Source organism: Streptomyces sp. NPDC021622 (assembly GCF_040640795.1).
Taxonomy (GTDB): domain Bacteria; phylum Actinomycetota; class Actinomycetes; order Streptomycetales; family Streptomycetaceae; genus Streptomyces.
The window spans coordinates 117,900-142,503 of the sequence record NZ_JBFACK010000021.1 but is presented as its reverse complement, the minus strand read 5'-3'; the positions used below and the strand labels follow the sequence as shown (position 1 = coordinate 142,503).

Below are 24,604 nucleotides of genomic sequence, written 5' to 3'. Positions count from 1 at the left end.
CCGGGTCAGGCCACGGGCTTGCACGGGTCAGGCCACGGGCTTGCACGGGTCAGGCCACGGGCTTGCACGGGTCAGGCCACGGGCTTGCACGGGTCAGGCCACGGGCTTGCACGGGTCATACGACCGGCTTGTACGGGTCATGATCGGCAAGCATCTTCTCCAGGCGGGCCTGGTCCACGCGGCTGACGATCTGGTCGGCCTCCTGCCGGTCCCTGACGACCTTGGCGAGCGTGAAGGCGGACGTCGTCAGATACAGCACGGAGACGGCGAGGAAGGCGCGGATCCAGCCGCTGACGTCGAGGCTGTAGATGCCGACGGCCGTCGCGCCGAGCGCCACGGCGAACGAGGCGACCGCCTGGCCGAAGTAGGCGGTGGTGTTCTGCTGCTTGACCGGTGTCTCACTCATGCCCCAGAGCCTGGCCCTGGAGCACCGCCGCCACATCCGCTCTCGTACTCAACTCCCGTACTCAGTACGCCCGCCGGGCCCCGCGGCCTCAGAACGCCGAGACCCCCGTCAGCGCCCGCCCGATGACCAGCTTCTGGATCTGGCTCGTGCCTTCGTAGAGCGTCATCACGCGGGCGTCGCGCAGCAGCTTGCCCGCCGGGTACTCGTCGATGTAGCCGTAGCCGCCGAAGACCTGCAGCGCGTTGTTGGCGGCGCGGACGGCGGCCTCCGACGCGAACAGCTTCGCCTTGGAGGACTCCGTGGTGAACGGCTGCCCCCGGTCGATGAGGTCGGCGACCCGCCAGGTGAGCAGCCGGGCCGCGTCCACGTCCACCGCGATGTCGGTGATCAGCTCCTGGACCAGTTGATGGTGGGCGATGGTCCTGCCGAACTGCTCGCGCTCGGTCGCGTACGTCACCGCCGCGTCCAGGGCGGCCTGGGCGATGCCCACACAGCCCGCGGCGACCGACATCCGCCCCTTGGCGAGCGCCGACATGGCGACCGAGAAGCCCTTGCCCTCGGGCGCCATCATGGCCGACGCCGGGACCCGGACGTCCTCAAGGACCAGTTCGGCGGTGGCCTGGCCGCGCAGACCGAGCTTGCCGTGGATGGTGCGGCGGCTCAGGCCTGGGGTGTCGGTCGGCACGAGGAAGGCGGAGACGCCCTTGTGTCCGGGAGCGTCGGTCGACCGTGCGAAGAGCAGCACGACATCGGCCCAGGTGCCGTTCGTGATGAACGTCTTGGAGCCGTTGATGACGTAGGAGTCGCCGTCGCGCACGGCCTTCGTCGAGAGGTTCCCCGCGTCGGACCCGGTGCCCGGCTCGGTGAGGCCGAAGCAGCCGACGAGCTCCCCGGAGGTGAGCCCAGGCAGCCACTGCCGCTTCTGCTCCTCGTCGCCCCAGTACGCGATGGTCTTGGCGACAAGGCCCAGCGAGACCGACACGATGCCGCGCACGGAGGAGTCGCCGCGGCCCAGCTCCTCGGTCACCAGGCAGTACGCGAGGTGGTCGCCGCCCGAGCCGCCGTACTCCTCGTCGACGGTCAGACCGAGGAAGCCGACCTCGCCGAGCTTCTTCACGATCGACCGGTCCACGCTCTCGGCGCGGTCCCACTCCACGACGTGCGGGGCGATCTCGCGCTCGACGAAGTCCCTGGCGAGCCGCTTGACGGCGATCTGCTCCTCGCTGAGCTCCAGATTCATCGAGAACACCCCACTTTTCCCGGTTCTCCCGGATTTAAATTAGCACTGCTAGTTTCCGTCGGCAGCCCTACTATGTGCCGCATGGCCCGACCGCGCAAGCCCCTCCTCAGCCGAGATCGCATCGTCGAAGCGGCGCGCGCGCTCGTGGACGCCGAGGGGCTCACGGCCGTGTCGACGCGCCGGCTCGCCGCCGAGCTCGGGGTGAGCGGGCCCTCGCTCTACAACCACTTCCGCACCAAGGACGAGATCCTGGAGGCGGTCGCCGACTCGGTCAGCGCCCAGGTCGACCTGTCGATGTTCGACACCGCCGACGAGCGCGACTGGCGCACGGCCCTGCACGACTGGGCGGTGTCCTACCGGGCGGCGCTCACCCGGCACCCGAACATCGTCCCGGTGCTCGCCCACGGTCCTGGCCGCCGCCCGGCGGGCCTGCGCCTCGCGGACGCGGTCTTCGGCGCGATGGTCGACGCGGGCTGGCCCGCGGCGCAGGCGACGTCCATCGGCGCGCTGCTGCGGTTCTTCGTCATGGGCTCGGCGCTCGGCTCGTTCGCCGGGGGCTTCGTGGACGACGAGGCGGCGTACGACCCGGCCGACTATCCGCACCTCGGCCAGGCCCACCTGCTCGCCGACCGCCAGCAGCAGATCGACGAGCGGGCCTTCGAGACCGGCCTGCGGGCCCTGCTCGACGGTCTCGCCCTGCAGTACGAGCAGGTGGCGACGCCCGCCGCCTGACGGGGGCGCGGGGTTCACGGCACACCAAGGCGCCGTACCGCCCGGCAACTGCACAGATGTAAAGTGCATCCGCCTCGCCGGGCGAAACATGGACGTAACACGGGAGTGAGTCGTGCGGCCCTCAACGGATGCCAGGCGCCCGCCTCTTGGGGTGCTCCCCTTCGCCGCCCAGGTCCTGCGCGGCCACGCGCAGGTCACCTTCCTGCCCAGCGCGGCGGCGGGCGCCGTCTTCTGCGTCGCGCTGTTCGCGGCGGGCTGGGAGTACGGGCTCTACGGCCTGGCGGGCACGGCGGTCGGCACCGCCACCGCGCGAGCGCTCGGGGCGTCGCGGGAAGGCGTGTCGAGCGGCCTCGAAGGCTTCAACGCCTGCCTCACCGCGCTGTGTTTCGCCGTGTTCCTCGGCGCCGGGCACCTGTCCACGGCCGGGCTCGCGCTTGCGGGGTGCGTGGTCGTCACGGTCGTGACGGCGGCCATGAAGCAGCTGCTCGGCGTCTGGCGGCTTCCGCCCCTGACGATGCCGTACTGCCTGCTGGCCGGCGCGATGACGCTCGCGGCGCCCGGCTTCGAACGGGTGGGGCACCACGCGAACGGCCCCGCGGCGCTCCCGCGGGCGGCAACGGGCCCCACCACCCTCCAACTCCCCGACGTGGCCAGGGCCTTCTTCGCCGACTTCGCCCAGATCTTCTTCATGCCGCAGTGGTACGTCGGTGCTCTCCTGCTCCTCGGCCTCTTCGTCGCGAGCCGTCGCGCGGGCGCCGTGGCGTGCCTGGGCAGCCTCGTCGGCATCGGCTCGGCGTGGGCGCTCGGGGCGCCCGCCGCGCGGATCGCCGACGGCTCGATGGGATACAACTCGGTGCTCGTCGCCCTCGCGCTGTGCGGCACCTTCCTGCCGGTCCGGGGCGCGACTCTCGCGTACGCACTCGTGGGCGCGGCCACCGCGACCGCCGTCGGCCCCGCGCTCTCCGCGCTCCTCGCACCGTCCGGCGGACATGCCTTCACCTGGCCGTTCATCCTGACCACGCTCGTGTTCCTCGCGGCGGCCCCGTCCTTCCCCCGATTGCGTACGACGATTCCGGCGCCGTCGGGGCGGACGGCGCCGGAATCGGCCGCGGCCGGGGGCGTCAGCGGGAACTCGCCCGCCCCGCAAGCACCTTGATCGAGACGAGGGCGATCACCGCGAGCCCGATGATGTAGGCCGATACGGCCATCGACGTGCCCGTCGCCTCAAGCAGCAGCACCATCACGAACGGCGCGAGCCCGCCGCCGAACACCGCCGCGATCTGGTAGCCCAGCGAGGCTCCCGTGTACCGCATCTCGGCCGTGAAGAGCTCCGCGAAGAGCGCGGCCTGCGGCCCGTACATGATGCTCAGGAAACAGCTGGTCACGAACGTACCGACGGCCAGCCACAGCAGCGATCCGGTGTCGATGAGCAGGAACATCGGCACCGCCCAGACCGCGAGCCCCGCCGCGCCGATGGCGTAGATCCGCAGCCGCCCGATGCGGTCGGAGAGCGCCGCGGAGGCCGGGATCAGGGCGAGTTGGGTGAGGCTGACGCAGAGCGAGACGGTGAGGACCGCGCTGCGCTTCATGTCGAGTTCGCGGGTCGTGTAGTCGAGGACGCCGGTGATGATGATGTAGAAGGTCGCCGTGTTCACCGCGAAGGAGCCGCCGGCCAGGAAGACGGTGCCGAGGTGGTGGCGGACGATGGTGCGGAGGGGGGAGCTGGTGCCGCTGCCCTTCTCGCTCTTCTCCTTCTCGGCGAGCGCCTTCTCCGCCTCGCGGAACTCGGGCGTCTCCTCCACGCGGGTGTGGATGTACCAGGCGAGCACGAGGACGAGGATCCCGACCATGAACGGCACCCGCCAGCCCCACGCCTCGAAGGCGCTCTCGCTGGTGGCGGCACCGGCGACCAGGAAGACGGTGTTGGCGGTCACCACGCCGATGGGGACGCCCAGTTGGACCAGGCTGCCGTAGAGGCCGCGCTTGCCCTCGGGGGCGTACTCGGTGGCCATCAGCATCGCGCCGCCCCACTGCGCGCCGACCGCGATGCCCTGGAGGACGCGCAGGGTGACGAGGAGGATGGGTGCGGCGATGCCGACGGTCTCGTACGTGGGGAGCAGACCGATGCCGGTGGTCGAAACACCCATCAGCGTCAGCGCGAGGACGAGCATGGGCTTGCGGCCCCGCTTGTCCCCGAGGTGGCCCGCGATGACGCCGCCGATGGGGCGGGCGAGGAAGCCGACGGCGAAGGTCGCGAAGGCGGCGAGGACTCCCGCGGAGGAGCTGCCCGCGGGGAAGTAGAGGTCGCCGAGGACGAGGGCGGCGGCTATCCCGAAGACGAAGTAGTCGTACCACTCGACCGCGGAGGCGAGTGCGGCGGCGGTGGCGACCTTGCGGCGGTGGGGATCCGCCGGGTCCTGGGACTTCTGGGTGGGAGCGGAGAGGGGGGCTGCGGAGGTCGGTGCGGGGTCCATGCGGGTGCACACTCCGGTGGTTCCGGGGACGGGACAGGGGGTGGCGCCGTGATTGCAGGGAACGTACCGACCAGTGGGTATGTGGTCAACGGTTCGCGCAGGGGGTTCTTGTCCCCAACGCCGCCGCGCCGTTGTCGGCCGCACCGCCATACCGCCGCTTCGCGGCGAAAGCTTTCCCGCCCGCCCACCCGATTGCCCCGAAGTTGCCCGCCCACTCCGTCAGTAGGTCGTCCACCCCGTAGGTAAGCCTTCCAGCCCGGCCGCAGACCTTTCAGTCCGGCCGCAGGCATTTCAGCCCGTCCGGCGTTTGAGGACGAACTCGCCGGAGGCGGTGATCTGCGGTCACCTCGCGGCCGGCGCAGCCGGAAGGATTCGGGTAGGGGCGGGGTTGGGGAAGGAAACCGCTTGGGCCCCGCCTAGAACACCACCAGCGCCCTGCCGCCCTTCCCCGCGACCATGTTCTCGAAGGCCGCCGGGATGCCGTCCAGGGCGATCCGGTCGGTCACCAGGACCCCCAGGTCCAGGCGCCCCGCCCGGACATGCTCCGCCAGGACCGGCAGGTCCACCGCCGGGTCCGAGTTCCCGTACACGCAGCCCGAAAGCGTCCGGCCCCAGTGGAAGAGCTCCAGGGCGTTGAAGGTGACCTGCTGGTCCTTGCCGCCGATGCCGACCACCGTCGTGCGCCCACCCCGCCGCGTCGACTCCCACGCCGCCCGGATCGTCACCGCGCGGCCCACGCACTCCACCGCCACGTCCACGCCCTGACCACCGGTCAGCTTGCGGATGGACTTGGGGGTGGTCTCGGAGGCGACGACGTACTCCGTCGCCCCCGCCGAACGCGCCAACTCCTCCTTCTCCGGCGAGACATCGACCGCGATGATCTGCGAGGCCCCCGCGATCCGCGCCGCCTGGAGCGTGGCGAGGCCCACCCCGCCGACCCCGAAGACGGCGACCGTCTCACCCTCGCGGACCTTCGCCGAGTGGTGCACCGCGCCGTACCCGGTGAGCACCGCACAGCCGAGGAGGGCCGCGTCGGTGAGCGGGACGCCGTCCGGGACCGGCAGCACGCAGTTGGCGGCCACCACCGTCTCCTCGGCGAACGCCGCGACGTTCAGACCGGGGTGGAGATCGCCGCCGTCCGAGGAGCGGTGGGCGTACACGTCGCCCGCGCCCGCCAGCGCGTTCACGCACAGCCACACCTCGCCCAGCGAGCAGGCGTGACAACTGCCGCAGGACGGGGCCCAGTTGAGCACCACCCCGTCGCCCGGCGCGACATGGGTGACACCGGCGCCCACGGACACCACCGTGCCCGCGCCCTCGTGTCCGAGCACCGCCGGCACCGGGACCCGCATCGTGCCGTTGGTCAGGGACAGGTCGGAGTGACAGACCCCGGCGGCGGCCAGGCGCACCCGCACCTGGCCGGGGCCCGGCTCGGGCAGGCCGATCTCGGTGATCTCCAGAGGGGACCCGACGGCGGGCAGAACAGCGGCGCGGACCACGATGACGTACTCCTCAAAAGGCGCGGAACAGGAAGAGGATCAGGGCTCAGGACTCAGAGCTCAGGGCTCAGGACTCAGAGCTCAGGGCTCAGGGCTCAGGGCTCAGAACTGGAGGGACTTGGTCTGCAAGTACTCCGTCAGGCCGTGCGGGCCCAGCTCGCGGCCGACCCCCGACTGCTTGTAACCGCCGAACGGCGCCTGGGGGTTGAAGCTGCCGCCGTTGATGTCGACCTGGCCGGTGTCCATGCGGCGGGCGAAGGCGACCGCCTCCGCGTCGTCGGCCGCCCAGACCGCGCCCGCGAGCCCGTACACGGTGCCGTTGGCGATGCGCAGGGCGTCGTCCTCGTCCTCGTACCGGATGATCGAGACGACCGGGCCGAAGATCTCCTCCTGGGCGATGGTCATCTCCGGGGTGACGTCGGCGAAGACGGTGGGCTGGATGAAATAGCCCTGGCCGGCCGGGGATTCGGCGCCGCCCGCCACCACGCGCGCGCCCTCCTCCACACCCTTCTCGATGTAACCCCGCACCCGCGCCTGCTGCTTGGCGTTGACGACGGGGCCGATGCGCGAGCCGTACTTGGCGGCGGCCGCCGCGGCGAGCTCCACGGCCTCGTCGTAGCGCGCGGAGTCCACCAGCATGCGGGTCCACGCGCTGCACGTCTGGCCGGAGTTGGACATGACGTTGGCGACGCCGACGTTCACCGCCTTGGCGAGGTCCGCGCTCGGCAGGATGACGTTCGCGGACTTGCCGCCGAGCTCCAGGGCGACGCGCTTGACCGCGGCGCCCGCGGTCGCGCCGATCTGCTTGCCGACGGCGGTGGAGCCGGTGAAGGAGACCAGGTCGACGCCCTCGTGCTCGGCGAGCGCCTGGCCCGCGACCGGGCCGAGGCCGGTGACCAGGTTGAAGACACCTGCGGGGATGCCCGCCTCGTGCGCGGCCTCGGCGAAGAGCTGGGCGGTGAGCGGGGTGTCCTCGGCGGGCTTGAGGACGACGGTGCAGCCCGCGGCGAGCGCCGGGGCGACCTTGTTGACGATCTGGTGGAGGGGGTAGTTCCAGGGGGTGATCGCGCCGACCACGCCGACCGGTTCGAGGTAGACGGTGGAGTTGCCGATCTTCTCCTCGAAGGAGTACGTCGCGGCGAGATCCGCGTACGAGCCCGCGACCAGGATCGGCACTCCGGCGTGCACCATCTGCGAGAACGGGAGCGGGGCGCCGAGTTCGGCCGTCACGGTCTCGGCGATCTCGTCCTTGCGGGCGACCAGCTGGTCGCGCAGGGCGCCGATGAGCGCGGCACGCTCGGCGGGCGGTGTCGTGGACCAGGCGGGGAAGGCGTCGCGGGCGGCGCGCACCGCGGCGTCGACGTCCTGTGCCGTACCGGCCGGCACCCGGTCGATGACCTGTTCGTCGGCCGGGTTCACGACCTCGATCGTGTCCGTGCCTGCGGCGGGGCGCCAGGCGCCGCCGATGTACATCCCGTCGTGGGCCTTCATCGCATCCTCCTGATAGTCGTCCGCGCACCAAACTAGCGCTGATAGTTTTTCGACACCAGGGGCGCCTGCCCCCGCAGGCCTCCTACCCTCGCCGACGCAGGGGGCCACGCGGGAAGGACAAGCCGCCACGGGGGGCGCTTCCCGGCCGGCGAACGCCGACCTCAGCCGAGGGGCGCCTGCCCGGGAGCGCCGAGGCGTCGCCGCGCGCCGCTGCACCCCGGCACTCCGCACCCCCCGCTTTCGGCCACGCACGCACGCCCTCCGGCCATCACTTGTGCATTCGCCCCAAGTTCGCCGCGTGTTTGATTTCGGGTGCGTGACAGACGCATGACAAGACGCCAACTCCCTTGATCTACGCCCGTAGAGCGGCCAATCTGCTGATCGCGCCGGGAGTGGAACGCACCACTTCCGGCTGTGTGTGCGATCACGCACACGCCCCCACAGTTGCGCCGCCCGACACCCTGGGCGCGCGCCGCCTATGAGGAGGACTCCCTCGTAATGGCAATGCTGCGTAGCAAGAAGACTGTGATCGCCGCGGCGATCTCGACCGCCACCGCCGCCACGCTCTTCGGTGCGGTCACCGCCCTGCCGGCCCAGGCCTCCCCCGCCGAGGGCACCGTCATCGGCGCCGGCTCCGCCGACGCCGTCAAGGGCAGCTACATCGTCACGCTGAAGCAGAACTCGGGCCTCAAGGCCGCATCGGACGCGGGCAAGGACCTGATAGCCGAGCACGGCGGCTCGGTGAACAAGACCTTCAAGTCCGCGCTCAACGGCTACACCGCGAGCCTGAGCGCGACGGAGGCGAGAAGACTCGCGGCCGATCCCGCGGTCGCCTCCGTCGAGCAGAACCGCACCGTCCGTGCCGAGGCGACCCAGACCGGCGCTCCCTGGGGCCTGGACCGCATCGACCAGACGAGCCTGCCGCTGTCCGGCAGCTACACCTACCCGGACAGCGCGGGCTCGGGCGTCACCGCGTACGTCATCGACACCGGCGTACGCATCTCGCACTCCGAGATCAGCGGCCGCGCGGTCAACGGCTATGACGCCGTGGACCGCGACAACACCGCGCAGGACGGCAACGGTCACGGCACGCACGTCGCCACGACCATCGCGGGCAAGACGTACGGCGTCGCCAAGAAGGCCAAGATCGTGGCCGTCCGCGTGCTCGACAACAACGGCTCCGGCACCACCGCCGGTGTCATCGCGGGCATCGACTGGGTGACGGGCAACCACGCGGCGGGCGCCCCCGCCGTGGCCAACATGTCGCTCGGCGGCGGCGCCTCCACCTCGCTCGACAACGCGGTGAAGAACTCCATCGCCGACGGCGTCAGCTACGCGGTCGCGGCGGGCAACGAGGGCGTCAACGCCTCCTCGTCGTCCCCCGCGCGGGTCCCCGCGGCCATCACGGTCGGCGCCACCGGCAACACGGACGCCAAGGCCAGCTGGTCCAACTACGGCTCGGTCCTGGACATCTTCGCGCCCGGCGTCAACATCAAGGCGGGCTGGAACACCGGCGACACGGCCACCAACACCATCTCCGGTACGTCGATGGCCACGCCCCATGTCGCGGGCGCGGCGGCGGTCTACCTGGCGGGCCACACCTCGGCCACGCCCGCGCAGGTCGCGTCCGCGCTGGTGAGCGGGGCGACCTCCGGCAAGGTCACAAGCCCGGGCTCCGGGTCCCCGAACAAGCTGCTCAAGCTGGTCCCGTAGCCGCAGATCACCGGCTCCGCCGAGTTCGTCCTCAATCGCCGGACGGGCTTCATATTTTCCCGGCCCCGGCTGATTTCTTCAGCCGGGGCCGGGGCCTCGCAGGGCTGCGCCTCAGCCCCAACCCCGCCGCCACCAACAAGAGCCCACCGAGCATCACGAAGGGGGCGGCGACTCCCGCAACCCCCGCAATCAGCCCCGCCCCCGCCGGCGCGGCCACCTGCCCGAGCCGGTTCCCCGTCAGCCGCAGCGCGAGCGCGGTCGAGCGGGCGTCCTCCGGGGCCGCCTGGACCACCGTCGTCATCGACAGCGGCTGGCCGACCCCGAGGCAGAAGCCGAGCAGGGCCAGCATCACGGCGAGTCCCCACACCGGCACCGGCAGCGCGATCCCCGCGCACAGCAGGGCGGCCAGCGCACAGGTCACGGCGATCAGCGTCGTACGGCCCAGGAGATTGATCAGCGGCGTCATGACGAGCCTGCAGGCGATCGTCGCGGCGGCCCGCAGCGAGAGCAGCACCCCGACCGTGGCGGGCGCGATGCCCCGGTGCTCGCCGACCACCGGCAGATACGCCGTGAGGATGTCGGTCGCGGAAAGCACCGCGAGGCTGATGAAGATCCCCGCGGGCACGCCCCGGGTGCGCAGGATGCCGAGCACCGGCACCTTCTCGCCCCGCTTCGGGCCGCCGCCGGACGGCCTGACGTGCTCGATGCGCCACAGCGAGGTGAGGGAGACGGCCGCGACCACCGCCGACACGATCAGGGCGAGCGCACTGCTGCGGCCCATGTCCCCGCCGATGAGGGACCCCGCGGCGACCGGCCCGATCAGCTGACCCAGCGACGCGCCGATCGTGAAGTGCCCGAAGTTGCGGTCCTGTTCGTCGGGCGCGGACTGCCGGGCGACGATCGACTGCGCGCCGATCACGAAGCAGAGGTGGCCGAGCCCCATCACGCCGCTCCACGCGGCCAGCGCGCCGAGCGAGCCCGCCGTGCCGCTGAGCGCGCACCCGCCGGAGATCAGCACGACGCCGACCGGAAGGAGCGGCGCGCACCGTCCGTGGTCGGTGCGCCGCCCGAGCGGTACGGCCGCGAAGAGCGGGAGCAGGGCGTACACACCGGCGATGACACCGATCGCCCGCTCGTCCGCGCCGAGGGACAGGGCCCGGTAGGAGACGGCCGGACGCGCCATCGACACCGCCCCCTGCGCGAAGCTGAAGGCGATGACGAGGCGCAGCAACCAGGCTCGGCCCGGTGTCGATGGCATCAGATGATGCCGAAGAGGATTCCGGAGCCGAGCACCACCAGCGAGGTGAGCACGGCCCATTTGACGGTGAACTTGGTGTGGTCGCCGAACTCGACCTTGGCCATGCCGACCAGGACGTACACGGCGGGCACGAGCGGGCTCGACATGTGCAGGGCCTGACCTGCGATCGAGGCGCGGGCGATTTCGAGGGTGCCGACGCCGTGCGCCTGGCCTGCCTCGGCGAGCACCGGCAGGACACCGAAGTAGAAGCCGTCGTTCGACATGAAGTAGGTGAGCGGGAGCGAGAGGAGACCCGTCACCAGGCCCATGTGCGGGCCCATGCCGCCGGGGATGGCGTCGACGAGCCACTTGGCCATGCTGTCGACCATGCCGGTGCCCTGCAGGACGCCGGTGAAGACGGCGGCCGCGAAGACCATGCCGGTGACGTTGAGGACGTTCTCCGCGTGGGCGGCGATGCGGGCCTTCTGGTCGGGCATGTGCGGGAAGTTGACCGTCAGGGCGAGCGCGGCGCCGAGCAGGAAGAGGACCGGGATCGGCAGCCACTCCATGATCATGGCGGTCAGGAGCAGGACGGTGAGGCCCGCGTTGAACCAGTAGAGCTTGGGGCGCAGGGTCGCGCGGTTCGGGTCGAGCCCCTGGAAGCCGTCGTCCTCGTCGGCTTCGTCGGCGGCGTCCGCGTCCGTTCCCGAACCCGCTCCCCCGGTGGTCTTCTTCGTGAGCGACGTACGTCCGTCGGCGCCGTTCCCGGCGCCCACCAGAACCGTCTCGCTCGCCGTCTCCTTCTCCAGGACCTCGTCCAGCGAGAGCATGCCGAGCCGCTTGCGCTCGCGCAGGCCCAGTGCGTAGGAGAGGAGGAAGACGGCGACCAGGCCCATGGCGAGTGCCGGGATCATCGGGACGAAGATGTCGGCCGCGTCGACCTTCAGCGCGGTCGCGGCGCGGGCCGTCGGGCCGCCCCAGGGCAGGGTGTTCATGACGCCGTTGGCGGTGGCCGCGACACCCGTCATGACGACGAGGCTCATCTTGAGGCGCTTGTAGAGCGGGTACATCGCCGAGACCGTGATCATGAAGGTCGTCGAGCCGTCGCCGTCGAGCGAGACGATCGCTGCGAGCAGCGCGGTGCCGACCACGATGCGCAGCGGGTCCGCCTTGCAGAAGCGCAGGATGGCCCGGACGATCGGGTCGAAGAGGCCGACGTCGATCATGACGCCGAAGTACACGATGGCGAACATGAGCATGGCCGCCGTGGGCGCCAGATTTCCGACGCCTTCGAGGACGTAGTCCCCGAGATGGGCTCCCTTTCCTACGAACACGCAGAAGAGCGCGGGGATCAGCACCAGTGCCGCGATCGGCGACATCTTCTTCATCATGATCAGCACCAGGAACGTGGCGATCATGACGAATCCGAGGATTGTCAGCATGGGGGCTACCTAACGTTCACCATCGAACTCCCACCAGGTCTGGCGGTCCGGATGACGTTAGGGCGGGCAATTGAGCGTTAACAAGATGTTGACGCGCGAGCAATAAGCGCAAAACTCCAGGTCAACGAGTTGGCGAGTCAGCGAGGTGGCGCGTCCAGAGATCCGGCGAAGTACGCGTGCAGCAGCGTCCGCGTCTCGTCGACGAGGGCCGGGTCTCCCGACGCGTCGACGCGGAAGGCCAGCTGGAGGACCGCGTCGACCGCCTCGACCCCGACGAGCACGGTGCGGCGCAGCCGTGCGTCCAGCGGACGGTCGAGATGGTCGGCGAGCAGCGCGGCCACCCGTTCGGCGACGTCGGAGTTGGCGTCGGGCATCGCGTCGGGGGCCGAGGGGATGCCGAAGTCGACCAGGCCGAAGCCGGGGACGGTGCGCTTCATGGCGAGGTACTCGTCGAAGGCGGCGTCGACGGCGCCGCGCCAGTCGCCGCGCTCGACGGCGGCGACGCGGGCCGCGACGCGCTCCCCGTACAGATCGAGGTTGCGGTGGGCGAGGGCGTCGGCCATGGCCCGTTTGTTGCCGAAGAAGCGATAGACGGAGCCGATCGGGACGTCCGCGCGCTGGGCGACGGCGCGGGTGCTGAGGTCTTCGTAGCCGACCTCGTCCAGGAGGTCGGCGCAGGCGTCGAGGATCCGGGTCAGGCGCTCCGCGCTGCGTTGCTGCACGGGTGTGCGGCGCAGGGGTCCTGTCGGCCTCGCTTCTTTGGGCGGGTTCCGGTGGGGCATCCCGGGAGAGTAGAGCACCGCTCACATTCGGCGCTTCCTCTTGCGGAAGGAAAACGTGAATCCTACGGTGTCCTATAGGAATCGTTGACGAGGGAGCGATGATGAGCGGGGATCACACCACCGACGCACGGAAGACCGCCGAAGGGCTGGCCTATCTCTCCGGTTTCGGCAACGAACACAGCTCCGAGGCGGTGCCGGGCGCCCTGCCGCACGGCCGCAACTCGCCCCAGCGCGCACCGCTGGGTCTTTACGCGGAGCAGCTGAGCGGCACGGCCTTCACCGAGCCCCGCGCGCACAACCGGCGCTCGTGGCTCTACCGCATCCGCCCTTCCGCGGCGCATCCGCGGTTCACGCGCGTCGACAACGGCGCGATCCGTACGGCGCCCTTCGCCGAAGCGGCGCCCGACCCGAACCGGCTGCGCTGGAACCCGCTCCCCGAGCCGGCGCCCGGCACGGACTTCCTCGCGGGCCTCTGGACGCTCGGCGGCAACGGCGACGCGACACAGCGCACCGGCATGGGCATTCACCTGTACCACGCCAACTCCTCCATGACGGACAGGGTGTTCAGCAACGCGGACGGCGAGCTGCTGATCGTCCCCGAGCAGGGCGGCCTTCTCCTACGCACCGAGTTCGGGCTCCTGCACGCGGAGCCCGGCGAGGTCGCGCTGATCCCGCGCGGCGTCCGTTTCCGCGTGGAGCTGCTCGACGCGAGTGCGCGCGGGTACGTGTGCGAGAACTACGGCGCGCCCTTCCAGCTCCCCGACCTCGGCCCGATCGGCGCCAACGGCCTGGCGAACGCACGGGACTTCAGAGCGCCGGTCGCCGCGTACGAAGATGTCGAGCGGCCGGTGGAGGTGGTGAACAAGTTCTGCGGCAACCTGTGGCGCGCGACCTACGACCACTCACCGCTCGACGTGGTCGCCTGGCACGGCAATCACGTCCCGTACGTCTACGACCTGCACCGCTTCAATGTGATCGGCTCGATCAGCTACGACCACCCGGACCCTTCGATCTTCACCGTCCTCACCTCGCCGTCGGACACCCCGGGCCTCGCAGGCGTCGACTTCGTCGTCTTCGCGCCGCGCTGGCTGGTGGGCGAGAACACCTTCCGGCCGCCGTACTTCCACCGGAACGTGATGAGCGAGTACATGGGCCTCATCGAGGGCGCGTACGACGCGAAGGCGGAGGGCTTCGTGCCGGGCGGCGGCTCGCTGCACAACATGATGTCGGCGCACGGACCGGACCGCGAGACCTTCGACAAGGCGTCGGCCGCCGAGCTGAAGCCGCAGAAGATCGACGACGGCCTTGCCTTCATGTTCGAGACGCGCTGGCCGGTGACGGCGACGGAACAGGCAGCTCAGGCGTCCCACCTGCAGCGCGGGTACGACGACGTGTGGCAAGGTCTGGAGCGCCATTTCCGTAGCTGATTCAGCTCTGGTTCCGTACTGATTCGGAGAGACCGTGACCGCCTTCGCCCCGGACTCGATCGTCCTGAATCGAAAGCTGCCGCTGTGGTATCAGGTGTCGCAGTCCCTGCGCGCCTCGATACTCGGCCGCACGCCGGACGCCCCGCTGCGGCTGCCCACCGAGGAGCAGCTCGCGGGGCACTACGGCGTGAGCGTCCTCACCATGCGCCAGGCTCTCAAGGAGCTGGAGGACGAGGGTCTGATCACCCGGCACCGGCGGCGCGGCACGTTCATCGAGCCGAGCGTCCGGCGGGGCTCTCCCGTCCGGCTGCTCGGCTCGGTCGACGCGATCGTGGCCCAGCAGTCGGGCATGAGCACCGAACTCCTTTCGCACGGCACGGCTCCGGTCTCCGGCGAGCTCGCCGAGTACTTCCCCGATGTCGCCGAGGTGACGACGTACCACCGTCTGCGCAGCGACGAGAAGACGGGCGAACCGACCAATCACGCCCATAACTTCATCCGCCCCGAGCTGGCCGAGCGGGTCGAGCTGGACGATCTGGCGCGCTGGCCCATGACGAAGGTCCTGCGCGACGTGGTGGGCGTCCGCATCAGCAGGATCACCGACACCGTCGAGGCCACGCTCGCCGACCCGGAGACGGCCCGCCTCCTCCAAGTGCCGCTGCTCAGCCCGATCCTGCACTACACGGGCATCACGTACGACGAGGACGGCCGCGCCCTCGACGTGGCCCGCATCCACTATCGCGGCGACCGCTTCTCCTTCACGGTCACCCTCGACGCCACCTGATGGCGCCCGCATCCGACGTCGTACGATGCCGGGCGTGACGCACGACGAAGGGCCGCTGCTCGCCGACCTGATGCCGTGGTCCGTCGCGCCCCTGAGGACCGGCCGGGGGTGGCCGATGGGGCCGGACGCCGCATCCCTCAGGGCCCGTTGGGACGCGTTCGTCCGCGCGGACGGCACGGAGCGTGCCCGGCTGCTCGCCCCGTCGCGCTCGCGCACCCTGCACACCTCGGTCGCCCAACTCCCCGGCCACCGGGCAGGAACGGGCCCGCTGGCCGGCGAGACGGGCCGCTGCCCCGAGCCGGTGCGCGTCCTGCACGGCCCCTTCGACGAGCAGTGGCTGATCCCGGACCACCGGCTCATCGACGCCGCACGGCCGGAGTTGTGGCGCGTCGCGGGCGACGGCCAGCTGTTCCTGGTGGAGCAGGGGCACGTGGCCGGTTCCGCTGGGCCCGCCGTGCTCGCGTCGGCCGTGCTGCCCGACGGCCGCTCCCCCGCCGGGCGCCCCGGCAGGATCCGCCCGCTCTTCCGCCGCCCCGGAGGGCTCGAGCCCAATGTGGCGCCCGGTCTGCTCGGGCATCTCTCCGACCTGCTCGGGCACGACGTCGACGCCGGGGAGCTCCTCGCCTGGACCCTTTCCGTGGCCGACACGTCGGCCGCCGGATGCCGGGTGCCGCTGACCTCCGACGCCGAGGTGTGGGCGCGGGGCACGGAGCTCGGCCGCCGCGTCCTGCGGCTGCAGGCGCGCGGCGACGGGGCGCGGCCGAAGCTCCCCGGGGGACGCAGGCCCTACGTACGGGCGCCGCTGCCCGCCCGCCCATCGGAACTGTCCTACGACGCCGACGAGGAGGCGCTGTTCCTGGACGAGGGCCGCATCTCGCCGGTGCCGCGGGAGGCCTGGGAGTACGAGGTGAGCGGGGTCAGGGTGCTCGACCTGTGGTTCACCCGCCGCACGGAGCCCGCCGAGCCCGGCACGCTGGAAGCGATCCGCCCCTCGACGTGGCCGCAGGCGTGGACGTCGGAGCTCCTGGAACTCATCACCGTGCTGGCGTTGCTCCATGAACTGGAGCCACAGCAACGGGAGTTGAGGGAGTCACTCGGCAGCTCGCCGGCGACGACCGCCGAGGGGCTGCGGAGGGCGGGCATCCTGCCCGTACCGCCGACGGCACGCCGCCCGGCATCCGTCCTTGACCACCACGAAGAGGGCCCGGGGGGCCAGTTCGCGCTGATCTGAGGAGGGGCACTGCCTCGCAGGATCACTCGCAGGATCAGGAGAAGGAGTCGAAGAGCCGGTTCAGCATCCGCTCGAAGACCTCGTCCGCGTCCCCCGGCGGCGGCCCCTCGGCGAGCATGGCGGCGAGCCGCGGATACGCCCCGCTGCCGACCTGCCCCGCGAGATACGCGAACCGCACGGCCTGCTCCTGCTCCTCCGACCACGGCAGCGCCCGCGCGCGTTCCGCCATGGCGAACTCATTGGCCACGTACGTCATGACGGAGCCGTTCAGCATCCCGATCAGCTCCATCTTGGTGCCGGACGGGGCGTCGAGCCCGTCCAGGGCGGCCAGGCAGTGCTCAAGGAAGCGCAGGGCGTTCGGGCTGTAGCCGTAGAGCGTCGACATGATCCGCGCCAGCCAGGGGTGACGGTGCATGATCTCGCGCGTCTGGCGGCCGACCGCCATCATCTCCGTACGCCAGTCGCCGCCCGGCGGCCCCGCGGGCAGCACGTACTCGCCGCTGACCGCGTCGACCATCAGCTCGTACAGGTCCTCCTTGCGCGGCACGTAGTTGTAGAGCGACATGGTGCCGCAGCCCAGTTCGCCGGCCACCCTGCGCATGGAGACCGCGTCGACGCCGTCCGCGTCGGCGATACGGACCGCCGCCGCGGCGATGTCCGCCCTGCTGTACGCGGGCTTCGGGCCACGGCCCGCACGCTCGGGGCGCGCCCAGATCACTTCCGGTTCGGCCGCTCGGCCCGCCATTGATCATCACCTCGCTCACCATGTTAGTTACGTACGGCGTACGTAGTGGGGTACGGTGACGGCATGACTTCTACGTACGCTGTACTTAGTGAAGGTCTGGAGAAGCGGTTCGGGGAGGTCCAGGCCTTGCGGGGCCTCGACCTCGCCGTCCCGGAGGGCACGGTGTGCGGGGTGCTCGGCCCGAACGGGGCCGGCAAGACGACCGCGGTACGGGTGCTGACCACGCTCCAGTCGCCGGACGCCGGCACGGCCCTGGTCGCGGGGCACGACGTGGTGCGGGAGGCCGCCGCCGTGCGGCGGGTGATCGGCGTGACCGGGCAGTACGCGTCGGTCGACGGCGATCTGACCGGGCGGGAGAACCTACGGCTCTTCGCACGCCTGCTGCGGGTTCCGAAGGCGCGGGGCGACGAGCTGCTTGAGCGCTTCGGGCTCGTCGAGGCCGCTGATCGCCCCGCGCGGACGTACTCCGGCGGCATGCGGCGGCGGCTCGACCTCGCGGCGAGTCTGCTGGTGCGGCCCCGGGTGCTGTTCCTCGACGAGCCGACCACCGGGCTCGATCCGCACAGCAGGGGCGGCATCTGGGACGCCGTGCGGGAGTTGGCCGCCGAGGGGACGACGGTGCTGCTCACCACGCAGTATCTGGAGGAGGCGGATCAGCTGGCCGACGAGGTCGTCCTGATCGACGAGGGGCGTGCGGCGCAGCGCGGTACGCCCGCGGCGCTGAAGGCGCAGATCGGGAGTTACGCGGAGGTCGTCGTCGCCGAGGGTGCGGCTGTGCCTGCGGCGGCGATCGTGCTGGATCAGCTGACCGGGGCCGAGCCGGTGCTCGACGCCGCGCGGCTCACCGCCGGGGCCGTTGTGCTGGATCCCTCCGTCACCTTGCCTGTCCTCGTCCGGGAGTTGGACTTTGCGGGGGTGCCGGTTGTCGATGTGACGTTGCGGGCGCCGACCTTGGATGAGGTCTTCTTGCGGCTCGTCTCCCGTGTTTCCTAGACCGCCGCTTCGCGGCGGATTTTTCCCGCCCACCCACCCGGTTACCCCGCGGCGCGGGGCCTTTGGGTGGGGCAAAACGATTACCCGGAAGGGATTCCTGTGAGCGCCATTCTCTATGACGGCACCGCCGTCCTCGGGCGGCATCTGCAGCGCATCAAGCACGCGCCCGCCATTCTGATCATGACGCAGACGATGCCCATCGTCTTCCTGCTCTTCTTCGGGTACGTCTTCGGCAGCACCCTCGCCATGCCCGGCTCCGACTACCGTGCCTTCCTCGTGCCGGGGATGCTCGTCGCGACCGCCGCGAACGGGATCATGACCGGCATGTTCACCGCCGCCCAGGACTCGCACCGCGGCGTGATGGACCGCTTCCGTACGCTGCCGATGAGCCGGTCGGCGATCCCGCTCGGGCAGGCCGTCGCCGATCTGCTGACCACCGCCGTGGGGCTTGCGCCGCTGATGCTCGTCGGGCTCGCGATGGGGTGGCGGATCGACGGCGGGGCGCCGCAAGCCCTGGGCGCCTTCGGCCTGTTGCTGCTCTTCCGGTTCACCACGACCTGGATCGGCATCCTGCTCGGGCTCGCGTCGCAGAGCGAGGAGGCGGCGGGGCAGTTGGGCAGCGCGACGTTCATGCTGCCGCTGCTCTCGAACGCGTACATCCCCACCGACGGGCTCCCCGGCTGGCTGCGCACCGTCGCCGAGTGGAACCCGATCAGCGCGGTGGCGACGGCGGTCCGGGACCTGTTCGGCAACGCGCCCGTGCCGACGGACGCCGCCTGGCCGGTGACGCATCCGGTGGCCGGTTCGGTCCTGTGGTGCGCGCTGCTGCTCGCCCTGTGCGTGCCGCTCGCCGTCCGCCGGTACGCGCGCGGGGGACGGTGAGCGGACGGCCGAACTCTCCTTCGGCGCCAGCTACTTCTGGGGTTCGAGCTCCGGTCCCAGCGAGGAGAACTTCTCCTGGGACACCACGCGCTTCGGCGGCCAGGTGATGTTCGACGGCGGCCACTTCTGGCCGGTCTTCTTCAGGAACCACGCGGGGGGTTCGTACATCGGCGGCTCATAGCCGTCCGGCAGCGCGGTCTTCCAACTCACGCCCTTCGTACGCTCCTTGAACTCGTCCTTGACGGCCTTCAGGCGTTCGGGCTGGGTGAGCAGGTCGACCGCCGTCGCCGCCAGGTACTTGGCTGCGGCAATCACCGCCGCCTGCCCGGGAGCCGCGGCCGCGCAGGCCGCGGTGGACCAGGTGTGCATCTTGGTGCCGATGGGGGCGAGCGCGGCCCCCATCGAGACGGTGGGCACGTTCCAGCTGATGTCCGCGACGTCCGTGGAGCCGCCGCCCATGAACACCGGGTTGGGCGGGGTGAGTTCACCGATCTTGTCGTGCATGCCCCGCTGCGGAAGACCCAGGGACTCCTGGAGCTCCTTCGCCAACTCGTGCGCCTCGTCGGTGAATTGCGGCGGGCCGATCTCCTTCATGTTCGCGTGCAGGAGCTCGGCGAAGGCCTTGGCGGGGAGCTGGTTCCAGCAGGCCGATGTGATGCGGTGGCGGACCGAGGTCTGGGACGCCTTCGCGGCCGCCTCGGAGACGGCGATCACCTTGTCCAGGAGCACCTGGACGCGGGCCGGGCTTCCCTCGCGTACGTAGTAGCTGATCTCGGCGATCTCCGGGGTGACGTTCGGGATGTCACCGCCGTTGTTGATCACCCAGTGCAGCCGGCCGCTCGGCGCGAGGTTCTCCTCGCGCAGGAACTCCGACATCGTCGCCATCATCACGGCGGCGTCGAGCGCGGACTTGTTGCCCAGCGGGGTGCCGCCGTGGCCTGCCACGCCGAGGAAGGTGAAGGTGACGGCGGTCATCGCGGTGGTGGTGCCCCAGCCGGTCGCGTTGGCCGTCGAGGGGTGCCAGTCGAGGAACGCGTCGAGGCCCTCGTACACGCCCCTGCTGACGGCGTACGTCTTGCCGATCAGCGTCTCCTCGGCGGTGGAGCCGAAGAACTTCACGGTCACGGGCAGCTTGTGCCGCTTCGCGGCCTGGGCGAGGGCGGCCGCGGCGGCTGCCGCCGCCGTGCCGAGCGCGCTGTGGCCGCAGCCGTGGCCGGGGCCGTAGCCGGGCGCGAAGGGGTCATGGACGTACTCGCGCGGGTCGTGGTGGCCGACGCCCTTGTTCTGCGAGAGGCCGGGCAGCGCGTCGTACTCGCCGCTGAAGCCGATGACGGGGCCGCCGCTGCCGTGCGAGAAGGTCGCCGTGAAGGCCGTGGGGAATCCGGCCGTGCCGAACTGCACGTCGAATCCGACCTGTTCGAGGAAATCGGCCTCGGCGATCGAGGACTTCCACTCGCGCAGGGACAGCTCGGCGTTGTCCCAGATCTCGGCGTTCAGGCCGGTGATCCGGTCGTCGTGGGAGGTGATCCAGTCGAGCGCGGAGCGCTTGGCGGGGGTGTCGGCCGCGAGGTTCTCGGGGGCTTCATAGGCGGCGGGGCTTGCGTCGGCGCTCGCGGCCATCGCCGGATCGGCCTCGGCCGCCATGACGGCGCCGGTCACACCGGCCGCGCCGAGCAGTTGCATGATGCGGCGCCGGCTCAACGGCGGGCCGCTCGCGGGGAGTGCTTCATGCTCGTGCTGATCGTGCAGGTCACACACGCGCACCTCCGGGGGGTGAGGTTGGGTGTATCAGCCAATCGATCAGCAACAGTGCGACTGAATCGTTGCGGCGTCAACAGGTGCGCATGACACGGGTGTTACGCAGGGACGTGCTGGGTGATGAATGCGGAGTGAGTGATCGGGTGAGTGGGTGGGTGGGACAGATCCGCCGCGAAGCGGCGGGAAAAGCCCCCGACCACCCCGTGGTCAACGACCCCCGAAAAGCGACCGCCGCAACCTGCGCAGCGGTGCAAAAAGGGAAACCCGCCGCACACGCGCACCGCGCGCGCTGCGGTCGTGCGCCGAACCCCGCGAGGTCAGCTCACGCATCAGCAGCGTCGCCTCGTGCGACTCGCGCTGCGGAACGGCAGGGCCGCCCAGCACCGCGAGATGGCGGTCGAGACGAGAGCTGGTCGCGCTGCTCCCGCAAGTGATCGCAGGGACACGCGCCCTGCTGCGCACCGTTATCTGTTCCATGTCACTCCCCACCCGTACGAGGGCACCCGGCCCAGGGCAGGTTAACCCTATCGCCCCGTCATGACACTCGTGTATCCCGGTCGCAGGATTCACCTTCTGCGCAAGGAGGTTGACGGTTACTCTCCGAATACAACTGATTCCAGGGCGAGTTGGACAAGCGGGGCAGAAGTGGGCCGATCTGAGCCTCCATCGGGCTCGATGGTGACAGCGAGTGAGGAAACGGAAGCGCTCAGCCCTGCGGCGAGCACGGGCGTTTCGCCGTCGAGCAGACCGAGGGACCGGGGCTCCGACGCGGGGCGTATCAGCCACAGTTGGTGCACACGGCCCCGTGGCGGCCCGTCGAGCCCCACGACGGTCACCACGGCGCGCCGCCTGGACTCCGACGCGACGACGTTGATGCCGCGCCCCCGTGCGTCGTGCTCGCCGGTGGCGCGGGCGTCGGGCGCGGCCAGGACGTGGGCGATCTCACGTGCGGCGGCCCGCTCGCGGTCGAGCCGGTCGTCGGTCCTGTCGAGCTGGACCGCGAGGACCGCGCAGGCGACGAGGGCGAGCGCGGAGCCGGCGAGCGGGACCAGAAGCGCACGCGTACGTGGGGGCGCGCTTGATGCGGCGGGCGCCTGCGACGGTGGCTCTTGCTCCGTCGTACGTACGGCGGTCATGACCCGCTCGAGCAGGGCGGGCGGCGGCGGGGTCGCGGCCGCGCCCGCGAGCCGCACGGCGTCCTCGGTCAGCTGCCTGGTCTCCTCCCGGCAGCGGCCGCAGCGGGCCAGGTGCCGCTCGAAGCGGCGCAGTTCGCGGGGTTCGAGCGCGTCCAGGGCGTAGGGGACGGCCAGGGAGTGCACGGGCCTGCGCGGCAGCCACGCGGTGCGTGCCCCGGGCGGCGGCCGCAGGCCGCCGGGCCACCTCATGCCGCGTCTCCTGTGGCGGCGCCCAGGCAGTCGCGCAGCCGCAGCAGCCCGTCCCGCATCCGCGTCTTGACGGTGCCGAGCGGCACGGAGAGCCGCCGGGCCACCTCGCGGTACGTATAGCCGTCGTAGTAGGCGAGCGTCACGGCCTGGCGCTGCAGGTCCGTCAGGCGCCGCAGGCAGCGGCGCACCCATTCGCGCTCCAGGCTGCCCTCGACCTCCTCGGCCACGTGGTCGAAGGCGGGGACTTCGGCGCGCCCGGCGACGCGCTGTTCGCGGTCGCTCGCCGCGCGGGCGCTGCGCACCCGGTCCACCGCCCTGCGGTGGGCGAGGGTGAGGATCCAGGCGAGGGCGCTGCCGCGCGCGGGGTCGAAGCGGGCCGCCGTGCGCCACAGTTCGAGCAGCACCTCCTGGACCACTTCCTCGGACTGTGCCGGATCCCGCAGCACCCTGCGCACCATCCCGTACACCGGCCCTGACACCAGGCCGTACAGCTTCTCGAACGCCTGCTGGTCGCCCTGTGCGACCAGCGGGAGCAGTGCGTCGGCGTCCATGCGGTGTCCCCCTTTTCCAGGCCCCTTGCGCACGCGGGCTCATTGTCCGGTCGCCCGGTCTTCGGGGCGAGAGATGGGACCGGATTGGGAAGGAGGCCAATCCGCGGGGCCGTTCGCCCCGAATGGCGTTCGTCAGGCGGCTCCCGCGCATCGCGTGCCGGGTCGCGCGGAGGAAGTTAAGGACGGACGCGATGACAGCTATCGCCAGGAGCCGTGCGGGGCGTCGCAACAGGCGCGGCCTCGCCGCGCTTGTCTGTTGCGCGCTGGCCGCCGGGGGGCTCGCAGCCGCCGGCGTGACCGCACTCGAACCGGGGGCGGCCGATGCCGCCAGCCACCGGGAGGCCCCGCTGATCTCGGGGCAGCCTCAGTACGACAACACGGACGTGTACGCGTTCGTCAGCCCCGACCGGCCCGACACGACGACGATCGTGGCGAACTGGCTCCCCTTCGAGGAGCCCGCGGGCGGTCCCACCTTCTATCCGTTCGCCGACGACGCGCAGTACGACGTCCACGTGGACAGCGACGGGGACGCGCAGGGCGATCTGCTGTACCGGTGGACGTTCGACACACAGACCAAGAACGGCGACACGTTCCTCTACAACACCGGTCCCGTGACGAGCCTCGACGACCCCGATCTGAACGTCACCCAGACCTACGACCTTGAGCTGATCAAGCTCAAGGACCAGAAGGTCACCTCGACGACGAAGCTCGCCGACGATGTGCCCGCGGCGCCCTCGCACGTCGGCAAGGCGTCGATGCCGAACTACAAGAAGCTGCGCGACCAGGCCGTACGCAAGACCAAGGGCGGCGGTTCGACGTTCGCGGGGCAGGCCGACGACCCGTTCTTCGCGGACCTGCGGGTCTTCGACCTGGCGTACGGCGGAAATCTCTCCGAGGTCGGGCGGGACACGCTCAAGGGCTACAACGTGAACACCATCGCCCTTCAGGTGCCGACCGCGGAGATCAGGCAGTCGGAGAAGCAGCCCGTCGTCGGCGTCTGGTCCACGACCCAGCGCAGGAACGCGAGCGGCGACTGGACGCAGATCTCGCGGATGGGCAACCCGCTGGTGAACGAGGTCGTCGTACCGAGGAAGGACAAGGACAAGTTCAACGCGTCCTCGCCCTGGAACGACAAGCAGTTCCTCAAGTACGTCACCAACCCCGAACTGCCCAAGGTCCTGGAGAAGATCTACGGCCTGAAGGCTCCGGCGGAGCCCCGCAACGACCTCGTGTCGGTCTTCCTGACCGGCGTGAAGGACCTCAACCAGCCGCCGGGTGTGCGGCCGGCCGAGGCGCTGCGGCTCAACACGTCGATCAAGCCCGCCGCCGATCCGAAGCGGCTCGGTGTGCTCGACGGCGACAACGCCGGGTTCCCCAACGGGCGGCGGCTCGCCGATGACGTCATCGACATCGAGCTGCAGGCCGTCGAGGGCGAACTCGTCGGCAACAAGAACGACTTGGGCGACGCGGTGGACGCAAACGAGCAGAAGTTCGGCGGCGCCTTCCCGTACGTGGCACTGCCCACGTCCGGGTCCCGTGGCCCGCTGGCCAAGGGCGGCAGTTCCGGTGACAGCTCGGCACGTGACGCGCTGAGCGGCGGTGCCGTGCCCGGGCGTCCGGGGGCCGGTGGCGGTGACGAGACCGACGCCGTGCTGATCGCCTCCGGGGCCGCGGGGACGGCCGGGGTGCTCCTTGTGGGCCTCGGGCTCCTCTGGTGGCGCAGGCGGGGCGCGCCCGGGACCTCGGGGTGAGGCCGTTCCCCCGGGGGTGAGCCCCGCGGGGGTGGGCCCTCTGCGGGCGGCGGGGGCTCCGTCCCGCAGGGAGAGCCCCCC

22 protein-coding genes are annotated in these 24,604 nt (G+C 71.0%); 9 read left to right on the top strand and 13 right to left on the bottom strand.

Features of this window, described 5'->3' with window-relative positions; all coding sequences use genetic code 11:
• Positions 1-115: 115 nt before the first annotated feature.
• Together AB0G47_RS34480 and AB0G47_RS34475 are read right to left on the bottom strand one after the other, a co-directional pair.
• A complete protein-coding gene (locus AB0G47_RS34480; RefSeq protein ID WP_360778007.1) occupies positions 116-406 on the bottom strand; it encodes a YiaA/YiaB family inner membrane protein in 291 nt (96 codons plus the stop codon).
• 88 nt (positions 407-494) lie between these two features.
• A complete protein-coding gene (locus AB0G47_RS34475; protein ID WP_360778005.1) occupies positions 495-1,646 on the bottom strand; it encodes an acyl-CoA dehydrogenase family protein in 1,152 nt (383 codons plus the stop codon).
• A gap of 72 nt (positions 1,647-1,718) precedes the next feature.
• Here AB0G47_RS34475 and AB0G47_RS34470 point away from each other — a divergent pair, with 72 nt between their 5' ends.
• Both AB0G47_RS34470 and AB0G47_RS34465 read left to right on the top strand, forming a co-directional pair.
• Positions 1,719-2,378 carry a TetR/AcrR family transcriptional regulator gene (locus AB0G47_RS34470; RefSeq protein WP_360778003.1) on the top strand — a complete coding sequence of 220 codons (660 nt, stop codon included), beginning with the start codon at positions 1,719-1,721 and terminating at the stop codon, positions 2,376-2,378.
• Positions 2,379-2,529: 151 nt separating this feature from the next.
• Entirely contained in the window at positions 2,530-3,534 is a 1,005-nt protein-coding gene (locus AB0G47_RS34465) for an urea transporter (protein WP_360778001.1), read from the top strand.
• Here the strand turns inward: AB0G47_RS34465 and AB0G47_RS34460 are convergent.
• The 3 genes from AB0G47_RS34460 to AB0G47_RS34450 all read right to left on the bottom strand — a co-directional run bounded on the left by AB0G47_RS34460 (position 3,500) and on the right by AB0G47_RS34450 (position 7,842).
• Positions 3,500-4,852 carry an MFS transporter gene (locus tag AB0G47_RS34460; protein WP_360777999.1) on the bottom strand — a complete coding sequence of 451 codons (1,353 nt, stop codon included), beginning with the start codon at positions 4,850-4,852 and terminating at the stop codon, positions 3,500-3,502. The two genes, AB0G47_RS34465 and AB0G47_RS34460, sit on opposite strands and share 35 nt — an antisense overlap.
• 416 nt (positions 4,853-5,268) lie before the next feature.
• Positions 5,269-6,351, bottom strand: a complete 1,083-nt coding sequence (locus tag AB0G47_RS34455; RefSeq protein ID WP_360777997.1) for a Zn-dependent alcohol dehydrogenase — start codon at positions 6,349-6,351, stop codon at positions 5,269-5,271.
• A gap of 102 nt (positions 6,352-6,453) precedes the next feature.
• On the bottom strand, positions 6,454-7,842 hold the full coding sequence (locus tag AB0G47_RS34450; RefSeq protein WP_360777995.1) for an aldehyde dehydrogenase family protein: 1,389 nt from the start codon (positions 7,840-7,842) through the stop codon (positions 6,454-6,456).
• A gap of 498 nt (positions 7,843-8,340) precedes the next feature.
• On the opposite strand from AB0G47_RS34450, the gene AB0G47_RS34445 reads away from it, so the two are divergent.
• On the top strand, positions 8,341-9,555 hold the full coding sequence (locus tag AB0G47_RS34445; RefSeq protein WP_360777994.1) for a S8 family peptidase: 1,215 nt from the start codon (positions 8,341-8,343) through the stop codon (positions 9,553-9,555).
• A gap of 49 nt (positions 9,556-9,604) precedes the next feature.
• Here AB0G47_RS34445 and AB0G47_RS34440 read toward each other — a convergent pair whose 3' ends face one another.
• From AB0G47_RS34440 to AB0G47_RS34430, 3 genes are all read right to left on the bottom strand, one after another.
• Positions 9,605-10,813: an MFS transporter gene (locus tag AB0G47_RS34440; protein ID WP_360777992.1), complete on the bottom strand. Its 1,209-nt coding sequence runs from the start codon at positions 10,811-10,813 to the stop codon at positions 9,605-9,607.
• The gene (locus AB0G47_RS34435; RefSeq protein WP_360777990.1) at positions 10,813-12,234 is read right to left on the bottom strand and encodes a citrate:proton symporter; all 1,422 of its coding nucleotides are present in this window, start codon (positions 12,232-12,234) and stop codon (positions 10,813-10,815) included. The genes AB0G47_RS34440 and AB0G47_RS34435 overlap by 1 nt, the downstream gene beginning before the upstream one ends.
• 137 nt (positions 12,235-12,371) lie before the next feature.
• A complete protein-coding gene (locus tag AB0G47_RS34430; protein WP_360777989.1) occupies positions 12,372-13,016 on the bottom strand; it encodes a TetR/AcrR family transcriptional regulator in 645 nt (214 codons plus the stop codon).
• Between the two features lie 101 nt (positions 13,017-13,117).
• Between AB0G47_RS34430 and hmgA the strand changes: the two genes are divergently transcribed.
• Genes hmgA through AB0G47_RS34415 form a run of 3 tightly spaced genes read left to right on the top strand, consistent with a single transcriptional unit; the run spans position 13,118 to position 16,458 of the window.
• Positions 13,118-14,443 carry a homogentisate 1,2-dioxygenase gene (gene hmgA, locus AB0G47_RS34425; protein WP_360777987.1) on the top strand — a complete coding sequence of 442 codons (1,326 nt, stop codon included), beginning with the start codon at positions 13,118-13,120 and terminating at the stop codon, positions 14,441-14,443.
• A 34-nt stretch (positions 14,444-14,477) separates the two neighbouring features.
• On the top strand, positions 14,478-15,227 hold the full coding sequence (locus tag AB0G47_RS34420) for a GntR family transcriptional regulator (protein WP_360777985.1): 750 nt from the start codon (positions 14,478-14,480) through the stop codon (positions 15,225-15,227).
• Positions 15,228-15,252: 25 nt separating this feature from the next.
• Entirely contained in the window at positions 15,253-16,458 is a 1,206-nt protein-coding gene (locus tag AB0G47_RS34415; RefSeq protein WP_360777983.1) for a type ISP restriction/modification enzyme, read from the top strand.
• A 34-nt stretch (positions 16,459-16,492) separates the two neighbouring features.
• Here the strand turns inward: AB0G47_RS34415 and AB0G47_RS34410 are convergent, their stop codons facing one another.
• The gene (locus tag AB0G47_RS34410; protein ID WP_360777982.1) at positions 16,493-17,203 is read right to left on the bottom strand and encodes a TetR/AcrR family transcriptional regulator C-terminal domain-containing protein; all 711 of its coding nucleotides are present in this window, start codon (positions 17,201-17,203) and stop codon (positions 16,493-16,495) included.
• 63 nt (positions 17,204-17,266) lie between these two features.
• Between AB0G47_RS34410 and AB0G47_RS34405 the strand changes: the two genes are divergently transcribed.
• Both AB0G47_RS34405 and AB0G47_RS34400 read left to right on the top strand, forming a co-directional pair.
• Positions 17,267-18,196, top strand: coding sequence for an ATP-binding cassette domain-containing protein (locus AB0G47_RS34405; protein ID WP_360777980.1), 930 nt, complete (start codon positions 17,267-17,269; stop codon positions 18,194-18,196).
• Between the two features lie 99 nt (positions 18,197-18,295).
• Positions 18,296-19,078 (top strand): ABC transporter permease, encoded by a 783-nt coding sequence (locus AB0G47_RS34400; protein ID WP_360777979.1) that lies wholly within the window; start codon positions 18,296-18,298, stop codon positions 19,076-19,078.
• 30 nt (positions 19,079-19,108) lie between these two features.
• Here AB0G47_RS34400 and AB0G47_RS34395 read toward each other — a convergent pair whose 3' ends face one another.
• The 4 genes from AB0G47_RS34395 to AB0G47_RS34380 all read right to left on the bottom strand — a co-directional run bounded on the left by AB0G47_RS34395 (position 19,109) and on the right by AB0G47_RS34380 (position 22,772).
• Positions 19,109-20,836, bottom strand: a complete 1,728-nt coding sequence (locus tag AB0G47_RS34395; protein WP_360777977.1) for an amidohydrolase — start codon at positions 20,834-20,836, stop codon at positions 19,109-19,111.
• A gap of 207 nt (positions 20,837-21,043) precedes the next feature.
• A complete protein-coding gene (locus tag AB0G47_RS34390; RefSeq protein ID WP_360777975.1) occupies positions 21,044-21,313 on the bottom strand; it encodes a hypothetical protein in 270 nt (89 codons plus the stop codon).
• A gap of 116 nt (positions 21,314-21,429) precedes the next feature.
• Positions 21,430-22,221 (bottom strand): anti-sigma factor, encoded by a 792-nt coding sequence (locus AB0G47_RS34385; protein ID WP_360777973.1) that lies wholly within the window; start codon positions 22,219-22,221, stop codon positions 21,430-21,432.
• On the bottom strand, positions 22,218-22,772 hold the full coding sequence (locus AB0G47_RS34380) for a sigma-70 family RNA polymerase sigma factor (protein WP_360777971.1): 555 nt from the start codon (positions 22,770-22,772) through the stop codon (positions 22,218-22,220). Before AB0G47_RS34380 ends, AB0G47_RS34385 begins: the two co-directional genes overlap by 4 nt.
• A gap of 191 nt (positions 22,773-22,963) precedes the next feature.
• Here AB0G47_RS34380 and AB0G47_RS34375 point away from each other — a divergent pair, with 191 nt between their 5' ends.
• Entirely contained in the window at positions 22,964-24,523 is a 1,560-nt protein-coding gene (locus AB0G47_RS34375; RefSeq protein ID WP_360777969.1) for a DUF4331 domain-containing protein, read from the top strand.
• Positions 24,524-24,604 lie beyond the last annotated feature (81 nt).